This window comes from Nocardioides sp. Root140 (assembly GCF_001426745.1).
Classification (GTDB): domain Bacteria; phylum Actinomycetota; class Actinomycetes; order Propionibacteriales; family Nocardioidaceae; genus Nocardioides.
Window position 1 is genome coordinate 375,335 of sequence record NZ_LMFI01000001.1, and the last position, 25,282, is coordinate 400,616.

The window sequence follows — 25,282 nt, forward strand, 5'->3', positions numbered from 1 at the left end:
TCCGAACCTAGGACGCGCGCGCCGGGCACGCCACCGGGTTTCAGGCCGGCACGTGCTCCGCCGTTCGCGCGAGCACCCGGCTGCCGCCCCACGACACGACGACCGCGACGACGCCGGCAGCCACGGTGACCGCGAAGGCCGGGGTCTGGCCGCCCCAGTCCGCGAGCCGGCCGGCGATGGCCGCACCCACGGCGTACCCGAGACCGGTGGCGGCGGCCAGCAGCGTCATCGCGGCGCCGGTGCGGGCAGGCGGGGTGATCCTCTCGCCGAGGGTGAATGTGGTGATCATGTACGGCGCCACGCTGACGCCGAGCACGAGCAGCACCGGGGCCAACAGCGCGAGGGAGTCGACCAGCAGCAACGGCACGGCCAGCACGAGCAGGGCGACGGCGAACCAGCGCAGGCGTGCGGGCAGCGTGAAACGGTCCGGCAACCCGGCGATCGAGAGTCCGGCGACCACGCTGCCCACGCCGAGCAGCGCATGGAAGTAGCCGGTGAGACCCGGCTGCCCGGCGTCGGTGGCCAGCACCGACGTGCCGGTCTGCACCGACCCGAACACCGCGCCGATCACCAGCTGGGAGGCGCACAGCAGGATCAGGGCGGGGGTCACCAGGGTGAGGTCGTGGATGCCGGTGTCCTCGTGCGCGTCGTGGGCCTGTACGGCGGTGGGGTGCAGCGCGAACCACGCACCGAAGACCGCAAGCACCACGGCCGCGGCAGAGAGCGCGAAGGACGGGCTGGCCAGGGAGACGCCGAGGCCGATCAGGGCCGGGCCGAGCACGAACGACGCCTCGTCGGCCGCGCCTTCGTAGGAGAACGCGATGTCGACGAGCTTCTTCTGGTGCTCGCTGCGCGCGGTGATCGGGCGCCACCGCACGCGTGCCATCGGTCCGACCTGCGGCATCACCAAGCCGGCCGCGGCACTGGCCACCGCCGACCAGCCCCACGGCACACCCGCGTGGGTGAGCACGAGCAGGACGATCATCGCGGCGGCTCCGGCCAGCGACTGGAGCAGGACGACGCTGCGTTGTCCGACCCGGTCTGCCGCCGTACCCCAGAACGGGGCGCCGACCGCGTTGGCGATCGCGAGTGCCCCGGCACAGGCGCCGCCGGCGCCGTAGCTGCCGGTGGTGCCGGCGACGAGGAGGAGCACGCCCAGCTGGCTCATGGCCAGGGGGAGGCGGGCCAGGAAGCCGACGAGGACGTAGGTGGGGCCGGTGAGGCCGAACAGCCTCTTGTAGCCGGTGAGGGGTGACACGGGAACTCCAGGGTTCGCAGAAGCGGGTGCGTACCTTCCCGCCCAACAGGTACGCCAGAGCCCTGTACGCCGCCGATTCTACCGACTCCGGCGGGTCTCGGGCGATTCGTCGAGACGTGCTTCGCGATACGTTCGGACTCATGCATCGCAGCCGCATCGGTGTCGTCCTGGTCGACCATCCCGTGGACCGTTTCGAGAGCTCCGCCGCGTTCTGGGCGCAGGCGCGGGGTTCGACCCGGCGACCCGACGGGGAGGAACCGGTCTACGACAGCCTCGACCCTCTCGGCGGCGGCGTCATGCTCGAGCTGCAGCGCACCGGCGCGGGCACGCCGCCGCGGGTGCACCTCGACATCGAGACCGACGACGTCGACGCCGAGGTCGCGCGGCTGGTCGCGGCCGGGGCGAGGGTCGAGCAACGCCACGAGGCGTACGCCGTCATGCGCGATCCGGGCGACCTCGTCTTCTGCGTCGTGCCGGTGCAGACCGGGAGCGACTTCGACGCGCATGCCACGACCTGGCCCTGAGCGTTCACCAGGCCCTGGAAGAAGTTTCCCCGCCCATGTCGAGAACCGCTCGACGGCTCCGTCCCGGGGGTGAAGGTGCCCACCGGGGGCACCTGAGGAATCCAAGGAGATCATCATGGCGAAGTACCTGTTGCTCAAGCACTACCGCGGCGGTCCCGAGCGGATGCCGATCGGCAATGTCCCGATGGACCAGTGGTCGCCGGAGGAGGTCACCGACCACATCCAGTTCATGCGGGACCTGGCCGACGAGCTCGAGGAGAACGGCGAGCTCGTCGATGCCCAGGCGCTCTCGCCCGAGGGCACGTTCGTGCGCTACGACGGCGAGGGCAAGCCGCCGGTGACCGACGGACCGTTCGTCGAGACCAAGGACCTCATCGCCGGCTGGATGGCGATCGATGTCGACTCGCAGGAACGTGCCTACGAGGTGGCGGCGCGTCTGTCGTCGGCCCCCGGCCCCGGCGGGCAGCCGCTCCACGAGTGGCTCGAGGTGCGCCCGTTCATGGTCGAGCCGCCCACGGTCACCGAGTGACGGTGTCCGGCCTCGACGAGCAGCTCAAGCTGCTCGGCCCCCAGGTCCTGGGTGTCCTCGTCCGCCGCGGAGCAGACTTCGCGGCGGCCGAGGACGCCGTGCAGGAGGCCCTCCTCGCCGCCGTCGAACGATGGCCCGCCGAGGCCCCGGCCGAGCCCAAGGGCTGGCTGATCACCGTCGCCTGGCGCAAGTACGTCGACATGGTGCGCTCGGCCGACGCCCGGCGGCGGCGCGAGGAGAGGTTCCACGACGAGCCCGAGCCCGGTGAGACCGAGAACGCCGACGACACCCTGCAGCTGCTGTTCCTCTGCTGCCACCCGGACCTGTCGCCGACCGCCGCGATCGCGTTGACGCTGCGTGCCGTCGGCGGCCTGACCACCCGCCAGATCGCTCTCGCCCATCTCGTGCCCGAGGCGACGATGGCCCAGCGGATCAGCCGGGCCAAGCGCACCGTCTCCGACCGGCGGCTCACCCGGCTCGGCGACCTCGGCCGGGTGCTCAAGGTGCTCTACCTCGTCTTCAACGAGGGGTACGGCGGCGAGGTCGACCTGGCCGCCGAGGCGATCCGGCTGACCCGGCAGCTGGCCCGGGCCGCCGACGATCCCGAGGTGGCCGGACTGCTGGCGCTGATGTTGCTCCACGATGCCCGGCGTACGTCGCGGCGCGGTTCCGACGGCTCGTTGATCGCGTTGGCCGACCAGGACCGGTCGCTCTGGGACACGACGCTGATCGCCGAGGGTGTCGAGATCCTCCAGACGGCGCTCGCGAAGGACAGGCTGGGGGAGTACCAGGCGCAGGCCGCGATCGCCGCCCTGCACGCGGATGCGCCCGAGGCCGACGAGACCGACTGGCCACAGGTCCTCGAGTGGTACGACGAGCTCCTGCGGCTCACCGACAGCCCGGTGGTGGCGCTCAACCGAGTGGTGGCCCTCGGTGAGGTCGACGGTCCACTGGTCGCCCTGCGCGCCCTGGACGAGCTGCCCGCCGACCTGCCGCGACTGGTGGCCGTGCGGGCGCACCTCACCGAGCGGGCCGGCTCGCTCGAGCATGCTGCCGAGCTCTACGCGGACGCCGCACACCTCGCGACGAGCACGGCCGAGCGCGACCACCTCACCCGCCAGGCCGCCCGCCTCCGCCAGGGTCTGGCCGGCTGACGACCTCCGGACACACAGCGGACTCCGATCGGCGTTGTACCGGCGAACGGGCACAACGTGCCGGAACAGGCTGGAAAAGGGCCTCATCGCACCGTTGTGCCCGTTGACGTGCACGTGGGCCGTCGGCGCAGGGCGAGCAGGTCGACCGCGCCGCTCAAGCCGATCGAGCGGTCACCGTCAGCAGCCGCGCGCACTCGTCGATCAGGCGTTGTCTCAGTGGGGCACCGCGTTCGGCGAACCCGCGCTGGCGGGCGGCGTACTCCTGCTTGCCCTCGGGTGTCTCGATGCGGACGGGCTCGAAACCGAGGTCGACCAGGTCGTACGGCGCGGCCTGCATGTCGAGGACGCGGATGTCGCGGGCGAGCTCGAAGCAGTCGGCGACCAGGTCGGAGCAGATCATCGGGGTCAACCGGAAGGCGTGCTTGTAGAGGTCCATGCCGCCGTGCAGGCAGCCGGGCTGCTCGTAGGCCGGCCGGTCGTCGCGGCCGGGCCGGAGCTGGTTGAGCGGTCGGGCCGGGGGAGTGAAGAAGCGGAACGCGTCGAAGTGCGAGCAGGTGATCCTGTGCGACTCGACCACGTCGTCGGTGCCGGTGGCGCCCAGGCGCAACGGCCAGTCGGCGTGCCGGGTCTCGTCCTCGGAGAGCCTGTAGACCATCGCCCACTCGTGCAGCCCGAAGCAGCCGAACGTCGGTGCCCGTCCGGCGGTGGCGGTGAGGAGTCGGTGCAGCGACTCGATCAACGGCCGCTGTGTGGCGACGTACTCGGCCGACACCGTGACATCCCCGTTGGTTGAGGAGCGCGCGCTGGCGCGCGTCTCGAAACCACCGGCACGCACATAGCCCTTCAGGCCGGCGTACGCCGAGACGTCACCGGCCAGCCCCACGCCGTACCCGGGATGCCAGCGGCGCAGCTGGGCGGGACGCTGCGAGTAGTAGGTGAACAGGAAGTCGTGGACCGGGTGCTTCACGCTCGATCCGCGGCGTGCGAGGTGCGGCTCGATGTAGGCGTCGACGCGCTCGGCGTGCGCGTGCGCCCGCGCCTGCCACGTCGTCTCGTCCAGCACCTCGGTCATGGGGACAAGGGTAGGAGCGACGGCGCCGAGCCCGCGAAACGGTGCGCCCACGACCCCCGACCAAAGTCGTACTCGAACAATCCCCTGGGTGGATGCAACCAAATCGGGTCTGAGGGAGTCTGTATGTAGAGAAGAGCGACGAACGGAGAAGGGCATGGCCACCACCGCACGACGCATCAGTCCGGAAGAGGCTGCGCGGCGCCTGACCGTGCAGCTCGAGGCTGCCCGTCGCCGTCGGCGCGCCGAGACCAGCGCCGGGTCGAGGGCGCTGCGCAGTCGCCTCATGCGCTCCTGACTCGGTCCCGAACGAGCGAGTCGGCACGAGTCGACGTAGTGGGACTGAGCGGGGGCTCCCCACTGCGTCGGCTCGTGCCGACTCGTGGTTTCGAGACGCTCGTTCCTCGCTCCTCAACCACCGCGGGAAGCGCGTCAACCACCGTGGCAGGGGTCCAGCCGTACGGCAGATAGGCTCGGGCCCGTGCGTATCTGCAGATTCACCACCGGCGAAGATCCCCTGTACGGCGTCCTGACGGGCGAGCTCGACGAGTTCGGCCAACCCGAGGAGGGCGCGGTCATCGTGGCGTTGGCCGGCGACCCGCTCTACGTCGGCGTCAAGCTGCTCCAGCAGGAGTACAAGCTCGACGACGTGCGACTCCTCGCGCCGGTGCTCCCGCGCAGCAAGGTCGTGGGCATCGGGCGCAACTACGCGGCCCACGCCGCCGAGCTCGGCAACGACCTGCCCTCGGAGCCGCTGATGTTCCTCAAGCCCAACACCAGCGTCAGCGGGCCGGGTGACCCGATCTTCTACCCGCACCAGAGCGAGAACGTCCAGTACGAAGGCGAGCTGGCCGTGGTGATCGGGCGCATCTGCCGCGACGTGCCGGTCGAGAAGGCCACCGACGTGATCCACGGCTACACGATCGCCAACGACGTGACCGCGCGCGACCTGCAGAAGTCCGACGTGCAGTTCACCCGTGCCAAGGGCTTCGACTCGTTCTGTCCGATCGGCCCGTGGATCGAGACCGACCTCGACCCGCAGACCTTCATCGACGGGGTCAGCGTCCAGACCCACCTCAACGGTGACATCGTCCAGGACGGTTCCACCAAGGACATGATCTTCGACATCCCGGCGCTGATCGCGCACATCTCCAGCGTGATGACGTTGCTGCCCGGCGACGTCATCCTCACCGGCACCCCCGAGGGTGTCGGTCCCATGAACGTCGGTGACGAGGTCGAGGTCTCGATCGCCGGCATCGGCACTCTCACGAACAAGGTGGCAGCACGTTGACCAATCCCGTACTCGGTGACCTTCTGCCCGAGCAGGTGCGCGTGCGCATGGCTCCGTCCCCGACCGGCAGCCCCCACGTTGGCCTGGCGCGCACGGCGCTCTACAACTGGGCGTTCGCCCGCCACTTCGGCGGCACGTTCGTGTTCCGCATCGAAGACACCGACAAGGCGCGCAACACCGTCGAGTCCTACGAGTCGCTGCTCGACCTGATGCAGTGGCTCGGCCTCGACTGGGACGAGGGCCCGCTCAAGGGCGGCGACTTCGGCCCCTACCGGCAGTCCGAGCGGTCCGACATCTACGTCGACGTACTGGCGAAGCTGCGTGAGCACGGCTCGACGTACGACTGCTACTGCACCAACGAGGAGGTCGACGCGCGGCGCAAGGCCAGCGGCTCCAAGGTGATGGGGTACGACGGCTTCTGCCGCGAGCTGACCGAGGAGCAGGTCGCGGCCTTCAAGGCGGACGACCGCTCGTCCGTGGTGCGGTTCCGCATGCCCGACGGCGAGATCACCTTCGACGACCTGGTCCGCGGTGACATCACCTTCGACTCCCAGTTCGTGCCCGACTTCGCGCTGGCCCGCGCCAACGGCGACCCGCTCTACACGCTGGTCGCGCCCGTCGACGACGCGCTGATGAAGATCACGCACGTGCTCCGCGGCGAGGACCTGCTCTCCAGCACTCCGCGCCAGGTCGCGCTCTTCGATGCGCTCAAGGAGATCGGCGTCGCCGACCGTACGCCGCGCTTCGGCCACCTGCCCTACGTCATGGGCGAGGGCAACAAGAAGCTCTCCAAGCGCGACCCCGAGGCGCACATGGAGCTCTACCGCGACCAGGGCTTCCTGCCCGAGGGCCTGCTGAACTACGTGGCCCTGCTCGGCTGGGCGATCGCCGCCGACCGCGACATCTTCAGCCTCGAGGAGATGGTCGAGGCCTTCGAGATCGGCGACGTCAACCCGAACCCGGCCCGCTTCGACCTGAAGAAGTGCGAGGCGATCAACGGCTCGCACATGCGTCTGCTGAGCATTGAGGACATCACGCACCGCTCGATCCCGTTCCTCAAGAAGGCCGGCGTGGTCAGCGACCCGGTCAGCGATGCCGACGCGAGGCTGCTCGAACTGGCCATGCCCCTGGTCGGCGAGCGCATCAACAAGCTTGCCGAGGTGCCCGAGATGCTCGGCTTCCTCTTCGTCGACGAGGCCGACTTCACCCGTGACGAGGCGGATGTCGCCAAGCTCCTCGACGACGGCGGCCTGGCGATCGTGCAGGCGTCGTACGACGTGTTGTCGCCCCTGTCCACGTGGAGCACGGCCACCATCGAAGAGGCGCTGCGCGCCAAGCTGATCGACGAGCTCGGGCTCAAGCCGCGCGTCGCGTTCGGCCCGGTGCGGGTCGCGATCACCGGCAAGCGGATCAGCCCGCCGCTCTTCGAGTCGCTCGAGCTGCTCGGTCGCGAGCGGGGCCTGGCCCGGCTGCAGAGTGCCCTGGCCTGAGCGGCCGATCGACGATGGGGGACACCACACCCGCGCCCGCTGACCGGTTGCCGGCGCTCGCGTACCACCAGTTGCAGCGCGCGGGTGCGCACAGTTGGTGGCGCTCGGTGCTCGGCGTGCTGCTGCTGGGGCTGTTCGGCCTGATCGTGGTGCCGGGCGTCCTGCAGGTGTTCGTGCTGATCGGCCTGGCGATCTCGGGTTCCTCCGACATCGACGGTGACTTCAGGCGACTGCTCGACCTCAACGACCCGACGCCGATCGGTCTGGCCTACCTCAACCTGACCCTCGCGGCGTTGATCCCCGCGACGTTCCTGGTCACCTTGTGGCTGCACCGGCTTCGCCCGGGCTGGCTGACGTCGGTCTTCCCGCGGATGCGGTGGAAGCTCTTCGCAGCCTGCCTCGGGCTCTCGTTCGTGGCACTCTTCGCCACCCTGCTGGTCAGCGCGTTCCTGCCGACGTCATCTGGACAGGAGGTCTCCGGCGACCTCAACGCCTTCGACAGCCAGGCCCGCCAGTTCGCCCTCGTCGTACTCCTGCTGACGCCGCTGCAGGCCGCGGGGGAGGAGTACGCCTTCCGCGGCTACCTCACCCAGGTCTTCGGTGCGCACTTCCCGACCGCGGTCGCCGTGCTGGCCCCGGCCGTGCTCTTCGCGCTGGCGCACGGCGCCCAGGACGCCCCGATCTTCGTCGACCGGCTCGCGTTCGGCATCGTCGCCGGCATCCTCGTCGTGCGCACCGGTGGGCTCGAGGCGGGCATCGCGATGCACGTGCTGAACAACTGGCTGGCCTTCTCGCTGGCGCTGATGTTCTCCGACTTCGGGTCCGCGCTGAACCCGACCGGCGGCACCTGGTGGAGCCTCCCGGTGACGCTCACCCAGTCGCTGGTCTACCTCGGCCTGGTGCTCTGGGTGACCCGGAACATGGGTGTCTCACGCACTGCGGACGGGGCCGTTTTGGCGGCCTCCACGAGTCGCGTGTAAGGTTTCCCGCGGCTCTCCAGAGGGCCCGAAACCATTGGGATATGGTGTAATTGGCAGCACGACTGGTTCTGGTCCAGTTAGTCTAGGTTCGAGTCCTAGTATCCCAGCGAAGCCCGCACGAGACCGAAGCCACACGGCCGAGATTTGGTGCAGGGCCTGGCGAAACGCTAGAGTTTCGCTCGCTGTTCGCAGCAAGTTTGCCCCCGTTGTGTAGTGGCCTAGCACGCCGCCCTCTCACGGCGGTAGCGCCGGTTCGAATCCGGTCGGGGGTACAAACACGAAGTGGGGCCCTGGTCAGCGGAAGCGCTGGCCAGGGCCCCTTTCGTCATTTGCTCCCGAGTCGGGCCGGGGCAACGCTGGGGCGACAGCAGGATCAGCCTGGTCAACGACGGGGAGCCGGAGCCGGCTCTCGCGTGCGGCCTCGCGGGCCCGGCCCATGGCCTCGCCCACCTCGTCCCGCGGAAGTGTGCCGGAGTGTCCCGTTCAGTCGGTGAGGAAGGCGGCCACGACGGGCGCGAACTTGTCGTGGAACTGGAAGATCCCGCCGTGTCCGGACTGGGGGTAGATGATCAGCTCAGAGCCCTTGATCCTGCGGTGGAGGTCCTCGGACAGGGGAGTGGGCACCATGCGGTCGTGGTCGCCGTTGGCGATCAGCGTCGGCTGGGTGAAGGTCGACAGGTCCGAGGGAGCTGAGCGCCCGTACTTCTGGATGGCCTTGAGCTGCGTCCGGAGGGCTCTGAGGCTGATCGGCTCGTCGCGGTCGACGGTGCGCTCCTCGAGCCGCTCGATGAACGCCTTGGCGGCGCGCTTGCCGGTGGCGTCGCGGTTGAAGAAGAGGAACTCCTTCGGGTCCGAGCGTGTCGCGGTCGCGCGGAGGATGTCCCAGTACGTGGTGGCGACGACCTTGTCGATGTCCTTGCCGCCGCGGGGTCCGGTGCCGGTCAGGACGAGTTTGCGGACCAGGTCGGGGTGCTTGACGATCAGGTCCTGGGCGATGAAACCGCCCATCGAGAACGAGAAGATGTCGATCTGGTCGAACCCGAGTGCGGTGATGAATTCGTGGGCGTGGTCGGCGGCCTCCTCGAGAGTGGCGGGCACCTTCCCGGTCGAGGCGCCCACGCCGCGCTGGTCGAAGGTGATGACGTGCCGGTTCGCAGCGATCGGGTCGACGATGCGGGCGTCCCAGTTGTCCAGGGTGGCCGCGAGGTGGACGAAGAAGACGACGGGGATGCCGCCCTTGGGGCCGAGCTCCCGGTAGGCGTAGGTCACCCCGCCTGCGCTGATCGTGCGGGTCGGGGCCAGGGCGTACGACGTGATGACGGGTTCGTTGCTGCTGTCGTGCATGGGTCCTCCTCAGGACGTGCTGGCCTCGGGCCCAGCGCAGAAGATCGAGCAGTTCAGTGACGAACCGGTCATGGTGTTGGAAGACGCAGTCGTGCCCCGCGTCCGGGTAGATCGCGAGGCGGGCGGTTCGGAAGTCGATACGCCGGCTCGAAGGAGGCCCGTGGTCACCGGGTGACCACGATCTTGCCGTTGGCCTTGCCCTGCTCGACATGGGCCATGGCGTCCACGGTCTGGGCGAAGGGGAAGGTGCGGTCCAGGACTGGCCGGAGGGTGCCGTCGTCGTACAGCGCGGCGAGGGTCTTCAGCTGGGCTCCACTCGCCTTCATGAAGAGGAACGAGTAGCGCACGTCGAGCTTCTTGGCCTGCTTGCGGATCTTGCGGCTCAGCACCTTCATCACGGGTGCGAGCAGCGGTTGGCCGAGTTGCTTGGCGAACGCCGGGTCGGGCGGGCCGACGACGCTGATCGCCAGGCCGCCCCGCTTGAGCACGGTCAGGGACTTCTCGAGGTTGACGCCGCCGAGGGAGTCCAGCACGACGTCGAAGTCACTCAGCAGGTCGGCGAAGTCCTGCGACGTGTAGTCGATCACCTGGTCGGCTCCCAGCGAGCGGACCTTCTCGACGTCCTTGGTGCTCGCCGTCGTGGCGACGTGGGCGCCGAGGTGCTTGGCCACCTGGATGACGGTGGAGCCGAGGCCACCGGCGCCGGCATGCACGAGCACCTTCTGGCCGGTCTTCACTGCAGCCACGTCAACCAGGGCCTGCCAGGCCGCGAGTGCGACCAGCGGCACGGCGCCGGCTTCGTCGAACGACAACGAGGCCGGCTTCAGGGCCACGTCGTCGGCATCGATGGCGATGGCCTCGGCGAAGGTGCCGATACGCAGGTCGCGTGGCCGGGAGTAGACCTCGTCGCCGACCTTGAACTCGCGAACCTGCGAGCCGACCTCGGTGATGACGCCGGCGACGTCGTGGCCGAGGACGAAGGGTGGCTTGTACTTGAGGAGCTGCTTGAACTCCCCGTTGCGCACCATCTTGTCGAGCGGGTTGATGCTCGCTGCCCTGATGTCGACGAGCACGTCGCGCGGCCCAACGGCTGGGGTGGGTACGTCGGCCGGCTGGAGGCCGTCGGGGCCGTAGTGATGGACGACGAAGGCTTTCACTTGGTCTCCTGGTGGGGTGTCGGGGTGGTCGTGGGGCCGCCGGCGATGCGCATCGCGTTGCGATGGGCCGAGGCAAGGATCTGGTCGGACAGTGCGGGGTCGGTCACCGCGCGGGCGAGTTGGAGCGAGGAGACCAGGAGGGTGTAGAGCCCGATTGCGCGCTCGTCGGCGTCGACGGGGTTGTCGGCCGCGAGGTGTCGCGTGATCGCCTCGATGAGTCCGCGGGCGCCGTCGGTGTAGGCCTCGCGGGCGGCGACGTGTTGTCGGGGGATCTCGTCGAGCAGTGCGGCCGAGGGACAGCCTCCGCCCGGATCGTCGCGGTGTTCGGGGGAGACGTACCAGCTGACGAAGGCCTCCACGGAGTCATGGCCGAGGGGAAGTTCCTCGACCCGTGCGAGTTGGACGGCGAGTTGCTCGGCGACGACGGTGGCGATGAGGTCGTCCTTCGACGAGAAGTGTCCGTAGAAGGCGCCGTTGGTCAGTCCGGCATCGGCGACCAGTGTGGAGATGCCGGCCCCGTCGAAGCCGTCGCGCTTGAACCTGGCGCCGGCGGTCTCGATCAGGCGGCGCCGGGTCGCGACCTTGTGGTCAGGTGCGTATCTGGCCATCGGAACTTCCTTTCGTCGTGGTGCTTGCCAACACCATAGCATTATGACCATACTATTACGAACGTACTGCAAACAGACCCCAGGAGAGAGTCCCGATGTCCTCGCTCCACGACCCGCTCGAACTCCCGTCCGGCGTACGGCTTCCCAACCGCATTGCGAAGGCGGCCCTCAGCGAGGCACTCGGGGATGCCGACAACTCGCCCGACGACCGGCTGGTGACGCTGTACCGCCGGTGGGCCGAGGGTGGCTACGGCCTGCTGATCACGGGCAACATCATGATCGACCGCAACCACCTCGGCGAGCCCGGCAACGTCGCGATCGAGGATGACCGGGCACTCGAGCGGCTCACCGCCTGGACGAAGGCGGCGCACGACGGTGGCGCGGCGATCTTCGCCCAGCTCAATCACCCCGGCCGGCAGTCCAACCTGCTCGCCCTGGGCCACACCCCGGTCGCGCCGAGTGCCGTCGCTCTGGCGATGCCGGGGGCGACGACACCGCGGGCACTGACCCCCACCGAGATCGAGGACATCGTCGAGCGCTTCGCGACCGCCGCGGCAGTCTGCGAGGCCGCCGGCTTCGACGGCGTGCAGCTCCACGCCGCTCACGGCTACCTGGTCACCCAGTTCCTGTCGCCGCTGACCAACCTGCGCACCGACGAGTGGGGCGGCACGCCGGAGCGCCGGATGCGGTTCCTGATCGAGATCGTCCGCAGGGTTCGGCAGCGGGTCAGTCCCGGATTCGCCGTCGCGGTGAAGCTGAACTCGGCCGACTTCCAGCGCGGCGGTTTCACCGAGGAGGACTCGCGAGCCGTGGTCGCCGCCCTGGCGGCAGAGTCCGTCGACCTGATCGAGGTCAGCGGTGGCAACTACGAGTCCCCGGCGATGGGTGGCTCCGAGGCGGCCTCGACGCGGGCCCGTGAGGCCTACTTCCTCGACTACGCCCGTTCCGTACGACGCGAGGCGGGCGCCGTCCCGATCGCGGTGACGGGTGGATTCCGCAGCCGCACGGCGATGGACGACGCACTGACGGCAGGTGACTGCGATCTCATCGGCATCGCTCGGCCGACGGTCACGGCCACCGACGCGGCGTCGAGCATCCTCGAGGGGCGCACGGCAACCCTGGAGGCCCATGAGATCCAGGCCGGCATGCGCGGACTCCTCGGCCGCATCACCGATCTGAAGGCGCTCGACGGCTTCTTGAACATCAGCTGGAACGCCGACCAGCTGCACCGCCTCGCTCGCGGTCTCGAACCGGACCTCGACCGAGGCCCTCTGGTGACTGCGCTGGCGATGGTGCGGCGCAACGGCCGTGTCTCGTTCAGCCCGAAGCGCGGTGTGGCGTGAGCCGGACGTCGTACGACCTCGACGACAAGGTCGTGCTCGTCACCGGCGGCAACGGCGGAATCGGTGGGGCGACCGCGCGTGCCCTGCTGACCCGCGGTGCCCGGGTCGTCATTGCCGACATCGACCCCGAGACCCCGCAACGGGCAGCAGCTCTCGACCCGGATCGGGCCCTCGGTCGTGTCGCCGACGTCCGCGACCGGTCATCGCTCGACGATGTCGTCGCTCAAGCAGTGCAGCGCTTCGGCCGACTCGACGTCGTGATGGCCAACGCGGGCCTCCTGGCCAAGGCGGCGACCCTCCGCAACACGCCGATCGCCGATCTCGAGGCGACGTTGGCCGTCAACGTCACCGGTGTCGTCAACACCGTCGCGTCGGGGCTTGAGCAGGTGATCAGCAATCGCGGGCAGATCGTGCTGCTCAGCTCGGTGTTCGCATTCGTCAACGGCATGGGCACCATCCCCTATGCCATGAGCAAGGCCGCGGTCGAACAGCTCGGTCGCGGTCTCCGGCTCGAACTGGCCGACCACGGGGTGTCGGTGCTGACCGCCTACTTCTCCCTGGTCAGCACCGACATGATCAAGCGCGGCGTCGACGCCGACGACATGGTTCTCGAACTGCTCTCGACCCTGCCCAGGCCCATGCTCAAGCGGGTCCCCCCGGCCTCAGCGGCCGCGGCCGTCGTCAAGGGTCTCGAACAACGATCCGTCCGCGTCATCCACCCTCGGGTGTGGCGACCCGTCTCTGCATGGCGCGGCATCCTCGGCCCGGCCCTGGACTCCCGGTTCGCCAAGGACCGTCGTGTGCTCGACGTGCTTGCCCGGCTGGATACCCGCACCTGTCCCACCGCCCCTGCCCGTCCATCTCTGACCGCCATCCAAGGAAGCTGACATGACCACCTGGCGTGACACGCCCACGAAGACCATCACGATCGACGGCACCTCCTTCGCGTACCGCGAGCTGGGCACGCCCGGCGGCGTACCCGTGGTGTTCCTCCACCACTTCACCGCAGTCCTGGACGACTGGGACCCACGGATCCTCGACGGCGTCGCGTCGCAGCACCACGTGATCGCGTTCGACAACCGGGGCGTCGGTTCGACCGGTTCCCGCGTCCCCAGCGACCTCGAGCAGATGGGTGCCGACGCCATCGCCTTCATCAAGGCCTTGGCCTACGACCAGGTCGACCTGTTCGGGTTCTCGCTCGGTGGGGCGGTCGCCCAGATGGTCGCCCTGCAGGCTCCCGAGCTCGTACGCCGAATGGTGCTCGCCGGCACCGGTCCCCGCGGAGGTGGCGGCATCTGGAAGATGCCGTTCATCGTCGGCGGCGCCTACGCCAAGGCGTTCGCTGCCCGCAAGGACCCGCGTCACTTCCTGTTCTTCCCCCGCAATGCCGAAGGCAAGATGGCGGCCGAGGACTACTTCGCCCGCCTGGCCGAACGGTCGGGAGACCGCAGCAAGTCGATCTCCCGTCAGGCCACGCTCGCGCAACTGCGCGCGATCACCGCCGGTGGAATGCACGCCCCCGACGACCTGTCCACCATCACGGTCCCGGTCCTCGTCGCCAACGGCGATCACGACCTGATGGTCGCGAGTGAGCACTCCGCCGACATGGCCCGACGTCTGCCGGACGCCAGACTGATCGTCTATCCCAACTCGGGACATGGTGGCGTATTCCAGCACCATGAGAAGTTCGTGCCGGCAGTCCTCGCGTTCCTGGCCGCCTGATGAGTGACCCGGACTTCGTGACGGTCGACGCCTTCGATCGCCCTGCGGGTGGACGGATCAGGTGGCGTCGCAACCTCAGGCGAGTTCTGGACGGTGGCATCGAGGGACTGCGCGGGGCGAGCGTGAACTACTCCAACAACGCGACCCACACGGTTCCGCCCGGGCTGCTGCCGGGCGGATGCGCGCTCGTCGCCGCCTGGGAGTCGCCCGAGGCGGCCGAGGCTGCCTTTGCCGGCCCGCTCCGGCGCGCCATCGACGGCCCGGACCGGTTCAGCCTCGACGGTGAAATCGTGCGGGTGAGGATCGACTCCGAGTCCGAGCGCGACAACTGGCACGGATGGGAGCCCCGAGCCGACGGTGCGCAGCCACTGGAGAAGGATGAGCCGATGGTCGCCATCGTCCACGGCATACTGCGGCGCGGCGAACTGATCACGTTCGTGCGGAACAACGTGCACGCGGCCAGCCGTGCCGCCCACCACCCCGGACATCGCGGCAGCGTCGACATCTCTGCGCAGCTTCCGTTCGAACACACCTCGATCAGCCTGTGGAAGACCTACGAACTCGCCCAGGACTTTGCCTACAGGCCGGGAGGGCATGCCAGCGCCATGAAGCACGCCCTGAAGAAGAAGACTCATCGCGTCGGTGTGTTCCTGCAGGCGCGGCCGACGGCGTGCACAGGAGCGCTCGGCATCGACCAGCCTCCGTTCCCTCAGCTTCCTCCAGCCAATCGCGCCGGCCTCTGAGCAGGGTCGAAGGTCGCCACCCCTCGTGGCGAGGGAACACCTCGAGGCCGCCGGCGAGCAACGTCCTGCGTGGTGGTCCTCGGAGTGGCCGATGTGCAGGACGTCCGGAGGACCGCCCTAGTCGGCCTTCGGCGTCGCCGTCGCCGTCGACGTGGCGCCGGCCAGCCCGAGCACGGGTGCGCTGAGCCGCTCCATCGCCTCGACCACGTCGGCATGCCGTTGCGCCACGGCGGCCACGAGCTCGGCCATGTCGGCGTGCAGCTTCGCCAGTCCGGCCATCGTGTCGGCGAGCTCGCGCTGGCGTGTCACGAAGTCCTGCAGCGGTTGGGCCGTGGCACCGGCCAGGTCGCCGACGGCGCCGAGCAGGTCGGTGACCTGGGTGAGCACGAGCTCCGGTGCGGCGGCGCCGCTGCGGCCGGCGTCGAGCAGGGCGTTGAAGGTCGCCGACGTCATCTTGAGCGCGGCGCGCTGCGACTTGGTCAGCAGCTCGATCGGGTTGTCCACCATGACCGAAGACTGGCACAGCGACGGGTCCCCGGGAAGGCGCTGCAGACGGCCCGAACGACCGCGATCGTGCAGGTGTCGAGCTGCGACACCGGAAATTGAGAAACGGCGACCCGGATCATGCAGGAGCACGATCCGGGTCGCCGACCGGTCACAGGCGAAGGCTCAGCGCGGCGGCTTCACCGTGAGTACGGCGCACTCGGCACCCAGCAGCACCTTCTGCGCGACACTGCCCATCAGCAGCTTGCCGACCGGGCTGCGTCGCTTGATCCCGAGCACCACCAGGTCGGCCCTGGTCTCGTCGACGACGGCCAGGATCGCCTCGGCGACGTCGGTGCCGACCTTCTGGCGCACCTCGTGAACCACGCCCGCCCCGGCCAGCCGCTGCTCGAGCTCGGCCAGCTGCTTGGCGGTCGCGAAGTGCTCGTCGACATAGGCGTCTCCCCGGCTGCCGTTGACCAGCACGAGGTCTGCGTCGCGGAGCCTGGCCTCGTCGAGCGCCCGCTCCACCGCCACCTCGCCGTACTCGTCGGGCGTCCAGCCGACCACGATCGTCGTGCTCATCGCTGCACCAGCTCCTTCTCCTCGTCAGTTGCGTCAACAGCGTCCGATCCGTCGTCGGACCTGCCTCCCGGTCCGCCCGTGACGTCGTCGCCGGAGGCGGGACGCCGGCGCTTCGTCACCATCGGCACGATGATCACCAGGGCGGCCAGCACGTAGAGCACGATCGCCAGGTTCTCGCTCCACAGCGCCGAGAGGTCGCCACCGGAGATGGCCAGCGCCTCGCGGAACCGGGTCTCCATCAGCGGCCCGAGGATGACACCGATGATCAGCGGCAGCACCGGGAAGGCGAAGCGCCGCATCATGAAGCCGACCATCCCGAAGACCAGCAGCAGGAAGATGTCGAACGCGCGCTGGCTGGCGGCGTACGCACCGAGCGAGGCGAAGAACAGGATCCCCGAGTAGAGGTACGGGCGGGGGATCGCCAGCAGCTTGGCCCACAGGGGAGCCAGCGGCAGGTTCAGCACCAGCAGCAGGGCGTTGCCGATCAGGAGGCTGGCCAGCAGCGTCCAGACCAGGTCGGCCTGGTCGGTCATCAGTTGCGGCCCGGGCTGGATGCCGTACGACGTCAGCGCCGCGAGCATCACCGCCGAGGTGGCCGTGACCGGGATGCCCATCGCCAGGAGCGGGACGAACGTGCCGGCGGCAGAGGCGTTGTTGGCCGCCTCCGGACCGGCAACGCCTTCGATCGCGCCGTGGCCGAACTCGTCCTTCTTCCGGGCCAGCTTCCGCTCGAGGATGTAGGAGAGGAAGGTCGGCGTCTCCGCGCCACCGGCCGGGATGGCGCCGAACGGGAAGCCGATCGCGGTGCCGCGCAGCCACGGCTTCCAGGAGCGACCCCAGTCGTCCTTGCCCATCCACGGCTGGCCGACGGGGATGATCTCCAGCGGCTTGCGGCGCAGGTGCGCAGCGACCCAGAGTGCCTCGCCGAGGGCGAAGATGCCCACCGCGACGATGACGATGTCGAGGCGGTCACCGAGCTCGGGGCGACCGAACGTGAGTCGCGGCTGCCCGGTGTTGAGGTCCATGCCGACCAGCCCGAACGTGAGGCCGAGGAAGAGCGAGATGAAGCCGCGCAGCCGGGCGTCGCCGAGCAGGCTGGTCACCAGCACCATCGCGAAGACGATGATCGCGAAGAACGACGGGGCGCCGATGGTCACCGCGACGTCGGCCAGGATCGGGGCGAAGAACACGACCAGCAGGGTGCCGATCGTGCCGGCGATGAAGGAGCCGATGGCCGCGGTGGCCAGGGCCTGGGCGGCCCGGCCCTTCTTGGCCATCTTGTTGCCCTCGATCGCCGTCATCACCGATGAGGACTCACCCGGTGTGTTCAGCAGGATCGAGGTCGTCGAGCCGCCGTACATGCCGCCGTAGTAGATGCCGGCGAACATGATGAACGCCTGCGTGGGCTCGAGGCCGAACGTGACGGGCAGCAGCAGGGCGACGGCCATGGCCGGGCCGATGCCGGGGAGCACGCCGACGAAGGTGCCGAGCAGAACGCCGATGGCGGCGTACATGAGGTTCTCAGGGGTGAGGGCGGCGCCGAGGCCGTCCGCGAGCAGTCCGAGGTTGTCCATCAGAGGATCCCGTCCAGGATGCCGGGGGTGAGCGGGATGCCCAGCCCGACGTAGAAGCCGTACCAGCTGCCGACCGACATCACGATCCCGACGAGGATGTCGCGGATCAGGGTGCGGCTGCCCAGCGACCAGGCGGCGCCGGCGAAGAGGAAGGCGCCCGAGATGGCCCAGCTGAGCCAGTTCACCGTGGCGATGGTGATCAGCAGGACGCCGATCAGCTTCGCGACCGTCAGCCAGTCGGCGGGATGCGTCAGGTCGACGTCCTCACCGCCCTCGGCCTCGGGCTTGTCGCCGCGGGCGGTCGCGACGACCAGCAGCAGCGACAGCACGACCATCGCGCCGCCGATGGCGTAGGGGAACATCTTCGGCCCGACCGGGTCGGCGAACCCGACCGTCAGCGTGGTCGCGTCGTAGAGCGTGTAGGCGCCGATCGCGAACAGCAGGGCGGCGACGCCGTACTGCGCCCGGTCCTGTGACGTGGCCGCCGGTGCGGCCGGGTCGACTGTCTGCGTGCTCACAGTCCCAACTCCTTCATGGTGTCGTCGACACGGGTGTTCTGCTCCTCGAGGAAGGTCTCGAACTCGTCACCGGTCTTGAACTCGTCGATCCACTTGTTGTCCTTGAGCGCCTTCTGCCACTCGGGGCTGTCATGCATCTCCTCGAGGTAGGCGATCATCTCGTCGCGACGCTTGTCCGAGATGCCGGGCGGCGCCAGCACTCCGCGCCAGTTGGTGAAGACCAGGTCGACGCCTGACTCCTTGAGGGTGGGGAACTTGCTGAACAGCTCGCCGTCCAGCCGCTCCTCGCCGGAGACGGCCAGGACCCGCAGCTCGCCCTCCTCGATCTGCCCCTCGAACTCGCCGAGGCCGGAGAAGCCGACCTTGATCTTCTTTCCGAGCAGGGCACTGGTCAGCGGCCCACCGCCGTCGTAGGGGACGTAGCGCACGTCCCGCGGCTCGATGCCGACCGCTTCGGCCAGCTGCATCGGGAAGAGGTGGTCCGGGCCGCCGGGGGAGGAGCCGCCGCCGACCGCGATGCTGTCGGGGTGCTTCTTCCAGTCTTCGAGGAAGTCGTCGATCGTCTTGTACGGCGATGAGGCCGGCACCAGGACTCCCTCCTGGTCCTCGATCAGCTGGGCCAGGGGCGTGGCGTCCTGCAGCTTGTCGTCGAGGCCGAAGGAGTACGCCGACCCGACCACGCCGAGCCCGACGGTCAACATGGTGTGGTCGTCGTCGGAGCGCATCAGCTGGGAGAAGGCGACGGTGCCGCCGGCGCCGATGATGTTGTGCACCTCGAAGGTGCCACCGGTGATGTCCTGGGCCTCCATCACGGCGACCGCGGCACGGCCGGTCTGGTCGTAGCCGCCGCCGGGGGCGTTGGGGATCAGCATGGTCATGTCCTTGGAGGGGTCACCGCGGGTGACCCCACACCCGGTGGCGAACATGCCGACCATGGCCAGCACGAGGCCGGCCACGCAGCGGGTTGTCGTGGAGCGGGACGACATCACAGCTCCTTCGATGGGCGAGAGAATGGGACAACCCGATAGTGGTGAATGATGTGGCGGGCGTCACCCTTGCGGAACCAAAGGAGGTTGTGGAACTTGTGGTCACCAGTCCGACGCGGACGCATCCGGCTGAGCCTGGCCGGCCAGTTCCTCGCCCTCCAGCTGATGGTGCTGCTCGTCGTGCTGGCCTTCGCGGCCGTCGTGCTGACCCGGCAGAGCGACTCGGAGTTCCGTGACGACCGGGGTACGACGCTGCGCGCGTCGGCCCAGCAGCTGGCCAACCTGGAGCCGATCCGCAGCAGCCTGACCAGTGGCGACATCTTCGAGTCGCTGGCCGGCTACGTCGCCACCACGCAGTCGCGCAACGCCGCGACGTACGTCGCACTCGCCAGCCCGGACGGCACGATCGTGATGTCGGTCGACCCCGACGACGTCGGACGGCAGCTCGACCTCGACCACTCCGACGTACAGGAGATGCGCATGTGGACCGGCGACGTGACCGTCGACGGCAAGCGCGCGTTCGCCGCCCAGGTGCCGGTCGTGTTCGTGCCGCCGCGGGCGCAGAACGAGCCGCCCCGGGTCGTCGGCATCGTGATGGTCTCCGAGCCCTACCCCACGCTGGCCGACCGGGTCGACCGCTGGCTGCCCGACCTGGCGCGCTTCCTGGGCATCGGCCTGGCCGTCGGGCTTCTGGGTGCGTGGTTGCTCTCCCGCCTGATCAAGCGGCGCACCCGTGGCCTGGAGCCGGTCGAGATCGCCGCGCTCGCCGACCAGCGCGAGGCGGTGCTGCACTCGATCCGCGAGGGCGTGGTCGTGGTGGCACCCGACGGCACGATGACGGTGCTCAGTGACAGTGCCCGCGAGCTGCTCGGCATCGACCGGGCCGACGAGGGCACACGGGTGGCGGACCTGTCGCTCGACGAGCACGTGCGGGCGGCCCTCGAGGGCACCGACGACGTGCACGACCAGGTGCTGGTCGTGGGCGGTCGCGTGATCGTGCTCAACCGCAACCGCGTGATGGAGCAGGGGCGCCAGGTCGGCACGGTGACCACACTGCGCGACCGCACCGAGCTGCTGGCCATGCAGAGCGAGCTGAGCGCCCGCGAGTCGATCACCGAGACCCTGCGCGCCCAGACCCACGAGTTCAACAACCAGCTGCACACGATCTCCGGGCTGGTCCAGCTCGAGGAGTACGCCGAGGTGTCGGCGCTGATCGGCAACCTCACCCGCAAGCGCGCGGAGATCAGCGAGTTCGTGACCAAGCGGGTCGACGACCCGGCGGTGGCCGCACTGCTGATCGCGAAGTCCAGCCTCGCCGCCGAGCGTGGTGTGACGATGGTGCTGGCCGGCGACTCGTCGCTGCCGCGCCTTGACCCCGACCTCTCCGCCGATGTCGGCACGGTGCTGGGCAACCTCGTCGACAACGCCGTCGACGCCACGGTCGCGTCGGGCGGTCGGCGGGTCGACGTACACGTCCTGCTCGACGACGCCGTGGTGCTCGTGCAGGTCGCCGACACCGGCCCCGGCGTCACCGACACGACCGAGATCTTCCGCCGCGGCTACTCCACGAAACCCAGCGACGCGAGCGGTCGGGGGGTCGGGCTCGCCCTCGTGCAGGTGGTGTGCGAGAGACGCGGCGGCATGGTCTCGGTGCACAATGACGAGGGCGCGGTCTTCACCGCCCGACTGCCGCTGGAAGCCAGAACATGAGGGACTTGGCATGAGTGACGCCGACGTGACGGTGCTGATCGTCGACGACGACTTCATGGTCGCCTCGATCCACACGAAGTTCGTGGAGCGCACCGACGGCTTCCAGGTGGTCGGGGTCGCCGCGACCGGTGCCTCCGCGCTGGCCGAGATCGAGCGGCTCGCCCCCGAGCTGGTGCTGCTCGACGTGCACCTGCCCGACATGACCGGCATCGACGTGCTGCGCACGCTGCGCGGTGGCGGCAACGACGTCGGCGTCGTGATGGTGACCGCCGCACGGGAGGCCGACACGGTGCGCGCGGCCGCGGCCAACGGCGCCGCGCACTACCTGGTCAAGCCGTTCGGGTACGACGACCTGCGGGTGCGACTCGAGGCCTTCCGTTCGGCCCAGCGGGCGTTGACCGACGACACCGCCGCCGACCAGGAGGACATCGACGCGGTGTTCTCCCCGGTGGCCTCCGCCCGGTCCTCGGCCTTGCCCAAGGGCCTCAGCCCGGAGACCGCCGACAGCGTGCTCTCCGCGCTGCGCGAGCGCGGCGACCTCTCGGCCGCGGAGTGCGCCGAGGCAGTCGGCATCTCGCGGGTCTCCGCACGCCGCTACCTGGAGTACTTCGCGCTCACCGGCCAGCTCGACGTGCGGCTGAGGTACGGCGGTGCCGGCCGCCCAGAACGTCGCTACCACCCCCGTTGACCCGTCGCCAGTTCGGGTCGACCCGTCGTGAGTTCGGGTYGACCCGTCGTGAGTTCTCGAATTCACGACGGGTCAACGAGAACTGGCGACAGGTCAACGAGAAGTGGCGACAGGTCGGTCAGAGGAGCTCGGCGAGCATTGCGGCGGCCCGCGCGGCACCGTCGGACTCCACCGGCAGCACGTGCTGCTCGACCATCAGCTCCTTGACGATCGCCTCTGCCAGGAAGCCCGGATCGGACGCCTCGCCGTACGACAGGTGCCGGCCCGCGCCGTACCTCTCCAGGCGGTGCCGGACGTGGAAGTTCTGCTCGAAGTGGTGCTCCAGCGGGACGTAGAGGAACGGGGTCCGGGCCGAGGCCAGCTCCATGCACGTGGTCAGGCCGCCCTGGACCACGGCGACGTCGGCGGCGGCCAGGTGGTCGTGGAGTCGCGGCAGGTAGCCGCGAACCCGTACTCCGGTGCGGCGGGGGAGCGAGGCGGGGTCGATCCGCGGCCCGCAGACCACGAGGAACCGCAGCTCGGGCAGCAGCCGCCGGGCCAGTGGCGCCGCGTCGAGGACCCGTTGCAGCAAGGGTCCACCGACGCCGGAGCCGCCGACCGTCACCACGCACAGCTTGTGCTCCGGCCGGTAGCCCAGCGATCGCCTCAGCCGCTCGGTCTCCGGCCGGGTCGGTGCCTCGAATCCCGTCACGTAGCCCGCGAAGTCGAAGTTCTGCTCGGTCCACTCACGGATCCCCGGCAGGCCCGGACCGAACGCACCGTCGACGATGTCGGAGGGGTTGCCGACGAACACCGACCGGTCGCGCAGCTGACGGAACCTGGCCCGCTGCTCGATCATCTCCGCGTTGTGGTCGCTGGTCAGGCGGGCCTCCTCCTCACCACCGTCCGGCATCGGCAACCACCCCACGAAGTCCGTCATCCAGGCGTAGGCGAACCGCTTGCGCTCAGGGTTCTCGTGGAGGAAGTGGTCGACGTCCCACGCCTCGTCGCCGACCACGAGGTCGTAGTGCTCCTCACCCACGACGTCGTCGAAGACCATGAAGTTGTTGACCAGGATCTCGTCCATCCGGCGGATGGTGCGGAAGGCATGGAGGTCGTGCTCGCTGGCCTCCTCCTCGATGTGGGTCGACTCGTTGAGCAGCCACTGCGAGGCCGGGTGGATGCGTTCGCCGGCGGCCTCGAGAACCGTCGTGACGGGATGCTGGGCCAGCCAGTCGACCTGCAGGCCGGGGCAGCATCGGCGGAGCTCCTCGGCGATGGCGACGTCGCGCCGGGCGTGACCGAGCCCGATCGGCGAGCTCAGGTAGAGCACCCGGCGCGGCCGGTCGAGCGCGCGCTGCCACGTACGTCGTACAGGCGGACGGCCGAGCCCTTCGACGAACGCGCGGACCATCGTGTTGACCAGCACGGGCTGCCGGCCCGGCGGACCGTGGCCCACGCCTTCCAGAAGGGTGAACGAGCCACCCGTCAGCTCGGCCAGCCGCTTCCCGACACCCCACGGCCGGATCCGGTCGCGGTCGCCGTGCACCACGGCGACCGGACAGGTGACCCGGGCGCAGACCGGCTCCAGCGGCTCGTTGACGGCACCCTCCAGCCCCAGGCGACCGGCGGTCGTGTCGCAGAGGGTCTGTGCGGTGATGTCGGCGGACCACAGCAGGCAGTCCTCGATCTGCTTGGTGGAATGCGGCTCCGAGAACATCTGCTCGAAGAAGAACCGGCGGAAGCCGTCGTAGTCGCCCTCCAGCCAGTTGTGCTTGTTGTACGCCGCCCACCCGTCGGTCGTGTCGTGCCGCTGGTCCCAGGCGAACCGTTCGCGGGCGGGGTCGGCCACCGCCAACCCGCACGACGGGGCGATCGCGAACAGGCCCCGGACCCGCTCGGGATGGTCGGCCGCCACGTGCACCGACCAGGTCACGGCACAGGACAGGGCGACCAGCACGGCGGAGTCCGTGTCGGTGGCGTCCATCACCGCGACCGTGTCGGCGGCGTAGTCGAGGTTCGCGTACGCCGCCGCGCCCGACGGCCGCCCGGAGCGCCCGCTCCCGCGACCGTCGAAGGTGACCACCCGGAAATGCCGCGCCAGGTATGGGATCTGCAGTTTCCAGAACCTCGACGGGATGATCGACCAGGTGGGCATCAGCAGCACCGTGACCGGCCCGTCGCCGTACACCTCCCAGGCGAGGGACACCCAGTCCCTCACCGCGGTCCCGGTCCGGTCGGGTGACCGGGCACGGCGCTGCTCCTGCACCATCTCCCCATCGTGCTCCCGCACGAGCGGGCCTGCCAGACCCATCAGGGCCGCACCTCGTACACCTTGTTGAACGGCGTCTCGGCAGCCACCCGGAACTGCGTGAACCCGGCGGTGGTCACGACGTCCCTGATCCGGGCCGGGCCGGCCTGGGCACCGAGTCCGAGACCGACGTCCTGGGCCAGCGACGACGGCGTGCACAGCAGGGTCGAGAAGCCGTAGTAGGCGCGGCCGACCGGGTTGAGGTTGTCCTCGACGTGGTCGCCGGCGGCCGGTTCGACGATCATCCAGGTGCCGTCGTCCTTGATGGTGCGCCGGATGTTGCGGGCGGCGCCGACCGGGTCACCCATGTCGTGCAGGCAGTCGAACGTGGTGACGAGGTCGAAGCCGCCGTCCACGGCCCGCGCGTCGTCGGTGACGAACGAGACCCGGTCGCCGACACCGGCGTCCTCGGCCCGCGAGCGGGCGGTCTCGATCGACCCGGCGTGGTAGTCGGAGCCGACGAAGCTCGACCTGGGGAACGCCTGGGCCATCAGGATCGTCGAGGCGCCGTGCCCGCAACCGATGTCGGCGACGGTCGCTCCGGCCTCCAGACGCGGTACGACGCCCTCGAGTGCGGGCAACCAGGCGCCGACGAGGTTGGCGACGTACCCCGGGCGGAAGAACCGCTCGCACCCGACGTGCACGTCGCCGTTGTGCTCGCCCCAGCCGAAGCCGTCGCCGTTGCGCGCGGCCTCGACGATCAGGTGCGCGTCGCGGATCGAGCCGTGCGCGGTCTGGAACAGCCCCGGGAGGTACGCCGGACTCTCACTGTCGGTCATCGCCACCGCCTGCTCGGGCGGGAGCGTGTAGCGCCCGGTGTCGGGGTCGTAGGTGACGTAGGCGCCGGCGGCCTGGCAGTTGAGCCACTCGCGGGTGTAGTGCGGCTCCGTCCCGGTGCGCTCGGCCAGCTCGGCCGCGGTGGTCGGCCCGTGATCGGCGAGGCTCCGGTAGTAGCCGAGCTGGTCGCCCATCACGACGAGGGCGCCGTTGAGGCCGGCGCCCACCTCCTCGACGGCGCGGAAGACGAAGGCCATCAGCTTGTCGGGGTCGACGGCGGTGCTGGCGGGGGTCTGGTCGATGGTGCTCATGTCGGTGCTCCTCCGGTGGTGGATGTGCTGCCCACAGTGACGCCGGACGTGGCCGCTCCGAATCCGGTGACCCACCTAGCGAGTGATTCCAAGGGGAAGTGCCGGGCGCGCGATGCCCCGCATCCCGACCGGCGGCGTTGTCCTCGAC

25 protein-coding genes and 2 tRNA genes are annotated in these 25,282 nt (G+C 69.5%); 15 read left to right on the forward strand and 12 right to left on the reverse strand.

Annotated features, from left to right (window positions below):
• Positions 1 to 40: 40 nt before the first annotated feature.
• Complete coding sequence (locus ASD30_RS01820) at positions 41 to 1,258, reverse strand: MFS transporter (RefSeq protein WP_056676125.1); 1,218 nt, start codon at positions 1,256 to 1,258, stop codon at positions 41 to 43.
• A 140-nt stretch (positions 1,259 to 1,398) separates the two neighbouring features.
• Between ASD30_RS01820 and ASD30_RS01825 the strand changes: the two genes are divergently transcribed.
• From ASD30_RS01825 to ASD30_RS01835, 3 genes are all read left to right on the forward strand, one after another.
• Positions 1,399 to 1,782 (forward strand): VOC family protein, encoded by a 384-nt coding sequence (locus ASD30_RS01825; protein WP_056676128.1) that lies wholly within the window; start codon positions 1,399 to 1,401, stop codon positions 1,780 to 1,782.
• A 115-nt stretch (positions 1,783 to 1,897) separates the two neighbouring features.
• A complete protein-coding gene (locus ASD30_RS01830; protein ID WP_056676132.1) occupies positions 1,898 to 2,311 on the forward strand; it encodes a YciI family protein in 414 nt (137 codons plus the stop codon).
• Positions 2,308 to 3,465, forward strand: coding sequence for an RNA polymerase sigma factor (locus ASD30_RS01835; RefSeq protein ID WP_235532475.1), 1,158 nt, complete (start codon positions 2,308 to 2,310; stop codon positions 3,463 to 3,465). Before ASD30_RS01830 ends, ASD30_RS01835 begins: the two co-directional genes overlap by 4 nt.
• Positions 3,466 to 3,619: 154 nt before the next feature.
• Here the strand turns inward: ASD30_RS01835 and ASD30_RS01840 are convergent, their stop codons facing one another.
• Positions 3,620 to 4,537 (reverse strand): hypothetical protein, encoded by a 918-nt coding sequence (locus tag ASD30_RS01840; protein WP_056676135.1) that lies wholly within the window; start codon positions 4,535 to 4,537, stop codon positions 3,620 to 3,622.
• Positions 4,538 to 4,691: 154 nt separating this feature from the next.
• Between ASD30_RS01840 and ASD30_RS26340 the strand changes: the two genes are divergently transcribed.
• From ASD30_RS26340 to ASD30_RS01865, 6 genes are all read left to right on the forward strand, one after another.
• The gene (locus ASD30_RS26340) at positions 4,692 to 4,832 is read left to right on the forward strand and encodes a hypothetical protein (protein ID WP_156393486.1); all 141 of its coding nucleotides are present in this window, start codon (positions 4,692 to 4,694) and stop codon (positions 4,830 to 4,832) included.
• A 183-nt stretch (positions 4,833 to 5,015) separates the two neighbouring features.
• A complete protein-coding gene (locus tag ASD30_RS01845) occupies positions 5,016 to 5,825 on the forward strand; it encodes a fumarylacetoacetate hydrolase family protein (protein WP_056676139.1) in 810 nt (269 codons plus the stop codon).
• Positions 5,822 to 7,315 carry a glutamate--tRNA ligase gene (gene gltX / locus ASD30_RS01850; RefSeq protein ID WP_268788270.1) on the forward strand — a complete coding sequence of 498 codons (1,494 nt, stop codon included), beginning with the start codon at positions 5,822 to 5,824 and terminating at the stop codon, positions 7,313 to 7,315. Before ASD30_RS01845 ends, gltX begins: the two co-directional genes overlap by 4 nt.
• Before the next feature lie 14 nt (positions 7,316 to 7,329).
• A complete protein-coding gene (locus ASD30_RS01855) occupies positions 7,330 to 8,295 on the forward strand; it encodes a CPBP family intramembrane glutamic endopeptidase (RefSeq protein WP_056676142.1) in 966 nt (321 codons plus the stop codon).
• 35 nt (positions 8,296 to 8,330) lie between these two features.
• Positions 8,331 to 8,402 (forward strand) — tRNA-Gln (locus ASD30_RS01860).
• Between the two features lie 92 nt (positions 8,403 to 8,494).
• A tRNA-Glu gene (locus ASD30_RS01865) sits at positions 8,495 to 8,567 on the forward strand.
• A gap of 211 nt (positions 8,568 to 8,778) precedes the next feature.
• On the opposite strand, the gene ASD30_RS01870 is transcribed toward ASD30_RS01865, so the two are convergent.
• The 3 genes from ASD30_RS01870 to ASD30_RS01880 all read right to left on the reverse strand — a co-directional run bounded on the left by ASD30_RS01870 (position 8,779) and on the right by ASD30_RS01880 (position 11,404).
• Entirely contained in the window at positions 8,779 to 9,639 is an 861-nt protein-coding gene (locus tag ASD30_RS01870) for an alpha/beta fold hydrolase (protein WP_056676145.1), read from the reverse strand.
• Positions 9,640 to 9,803: 164 nt separating this feature from the next.
• Entirely contained in the window at positions 9,804 to 10,796 is a 993-nt protein-coding gene (locus ASD30_RS01875) for an NADP-dependent oxidoreductase (protein WP_056676148.1), read from the reverse strand.
• Positions 10,793 to 11,404 carry a TetR/AcrR family transcriptional regulator gene (locus tag ASD30_RS01880; protein ID WP_056676151.1) on the reverse strand — a complete coding sequence of 204 codons (612 nt, stop codon included), beginning with the start codon at positions 11,402 to 11,404 and terminating at the stop codon, positions 10,793 to 10,795. Before ASD30_RS01880 ends, ASD30_RS01875 begins: the two co-directional genes overlap by 4 nt.
• A gap of 95 nt (positions 11,405 to 11,499) precedes the next feature.
• Here ASD30_RS01880 and ASD30_RS01885 point away from each other — a divergent pair, with 95 nt between their 5' ends.
• The 4 genes from ASD30_RS01885 to ASD30_RS01900 are packed head-to-tail and all read left to right on the forward strand — an operon-like array spanning position 11,500 to position 15,212.
• Positions 11,500 to 12,747: an NADH:flavin oxidoreductase/NADH oxidase family protein gene (locus tag ASD30_RS01885; RefSeq protein ID WP_056676153.1), complete on the forward strand. Its 1,248-nt coding sequence runs from the start codon at positions 11,500 to 11,502 to the stop codon at positions 12,745 to 12,747.
• On the forward strand, positions 12,744 to 13,634 hold the full coding sequence (locus ASD30_RS01890) for an SDR family NAD(P)-dependent oxidoreductase (protein ID WP_056676156.1): 891 nt from the start codon (positions 12,744 to 12,746) through the stop codon (positions 13,632 to 13,634). Before ASD30_RS01885 ends, ASD30_RS01890 begins: the two co-directional genes overlap by 4 nt.
• A gap of 1 nt (position 13,635) precedes the next feature.
• Positions 13,636 to 14,469, forward strand: coding sequence for an alpha/beta fold hydrolase (locus ASD30_RS01895; RefSeq protein ID WP_056676159.1), 834 nt, complete (start codon positions 13,636 to 13,638; stop codon positions 14,467 to 14,469).
• Positions 14,469 to 15,212, forward strand: a complete 744-nt coding sequence (locus ASD30_RS01900; RefSeq protein WP_056676161.1) for a hypothetical protein — start codon at positions 14,469 to 14,471, stop codon at positions 15,210 to 15,212. Before ASD30_RS01895 ends, ASD30_RS01900 begins: the two co-directional genes overlap by 1 nt.
• A gap of 117 nt (positions 15,213 to 15,329) precedes the next feature.
• On the opposite strand, the gene ASD30_RS01905 is transcribed toward ASD30_RS01900, so the two are convergent.
• The 5 genes from ASD30_RS01905 to ASD30_RS01925 all read right to left on the reverse strand — a co-directional run bounded on the left by ASD30_RS01905 (position 15,330) and on the right by ASD30_RS01925 (position 19,358).
• Positions 15,330 to 15,719, reverse strand: a complete 390-nt coding sequence (locus tag ASD30_RS01905) for a hypothetical protein (protein WP_056676165.1) — start codon at positions 15,717 to 15,719, stop codon at positions 15,330 to 15,332.
• Positions 15,720 to 15,881: 162 nt separating this feature from the next.
• Positions 15,882 to 16,280, reverse strand: a complete 399-nt coding sequence (locus ASD30_RS01910; protein WP_056676168.1) for a universal stress protein — start codon at positions 16,278 to 16,280, stop codon at positions 15,882 to 15,884.
• Positions 16,277 to 17,854 carry a tripartite tricarboxylate transporter permease gene (locus ASD30_RS01915; protein WP_056676171.1) on the reverse strand — a complete coding sequence of 526 codons (1,578 nt, stop codon included), beginning with the start codon at positions 17,852 to 17,854 and terminating at the stop codon, positions 16,277 to 16,279. The genes ASD30_RS01910 and ASD30_RS01915 overlap by 4 nt, the downstream gene beginning before the upstream one ends.
• Positions 17,854 to 18,372 (reverse strand): tripartite tricarboxylate transporter TctB family protein, encoded by a 519-nt coding sequence (locus ASD30_RS01920; protein WP_056676176.1) that lies wholly within the window; start codon positions 18,370 to 18,372, stop codon positions 17,854 to 17,856. Before ASD30_RS01920 ends, ASD30_RS01915 begins: the two co-directional genes overlap by 1 nt.
• Positions 18,369 to 19,358 (reverse strand): Bug family tripartite tricarboxylate transporter substrate binding protein, encoded by a 990-nt coding sequence (locus ASD30_RS01925; RefSeq protein WP_056676179.1) that lies wholly within the window; start codon positions 19,356 to 19,358, stop codon positions 18,369 to 18,371. The genes ASD30_RS01920 and ASD30_RS01925 overlap by 4 nt, the downstream gene beginning before the upstream one ends.
• A 96-nt stretch (positions 19,359 to 19,454) precedes the next feature.
• Between ASD30_RS01925 and ASD30_RS01930 the strand changes: the two genes are divergently transcribed.
• Positions 19,455 to 21,068 carry a sensor histidine kinase gene (locus ASD30_RS01930; RefSeq protein WP_056676182.1) on the forward strand — a complete coding sequence of 538 codons (1,614 nt, stop codon included), beginning with the start codon at positions 19,455 to 19,457 and terminating at the stop codon, positions 21,066 to 21,068.
• Positions 21,069 to 21,078: 10 nt separating this feature from the next.
• Positions 21,079 to 21,756: a response regulator gene (locus ASD30_RS01935; protein ID WP_056676185.1), complete on the forward strand. Its 678-nt coding sequence runs from the start codon at positions 21,079 to 21,081 to the stop codon at positions 21,754 to 21,756.
• A gap of 118 nt (positions 21,757 to 21,874) precedes the next feature.
• On the opposite strand, the gene ASD30_RS01940 is transcribed toward ASD30_RS01935, so the two are convergent.
• On the reverse strand, positions 21,875 to 24,049 hold the full coding sequence (locus ASD30_RS01940; RefSeq protein WP_235532476.1) for an alpha/beta hydrolase: 2,175 nt from the start codon (positions 24,047 to 24,049) through the stop codon (positions 21,875 to 21,877).
• The gene (locus ASD30_RS01945) at positions 24,049 to 25,134 is read right to left on the reverse strand and encodes a class I SAM-dependent methyltransferase (RefSeq protein ID WP_056676188.1); all 1,086 of its coding nucleotides are present in this window, start codon (positions 25,132 to 25,134) and stop codon (positions 24,049 to 24,051) included. The genes ASD30_RS01940 and ASD30_RS01945 overlap by 1 nt, the downstream gene beginning before the upstream one ends.
• Between the last annotated feature and the right edge of the window lie 148 nt (positions 25,135 to 25,282).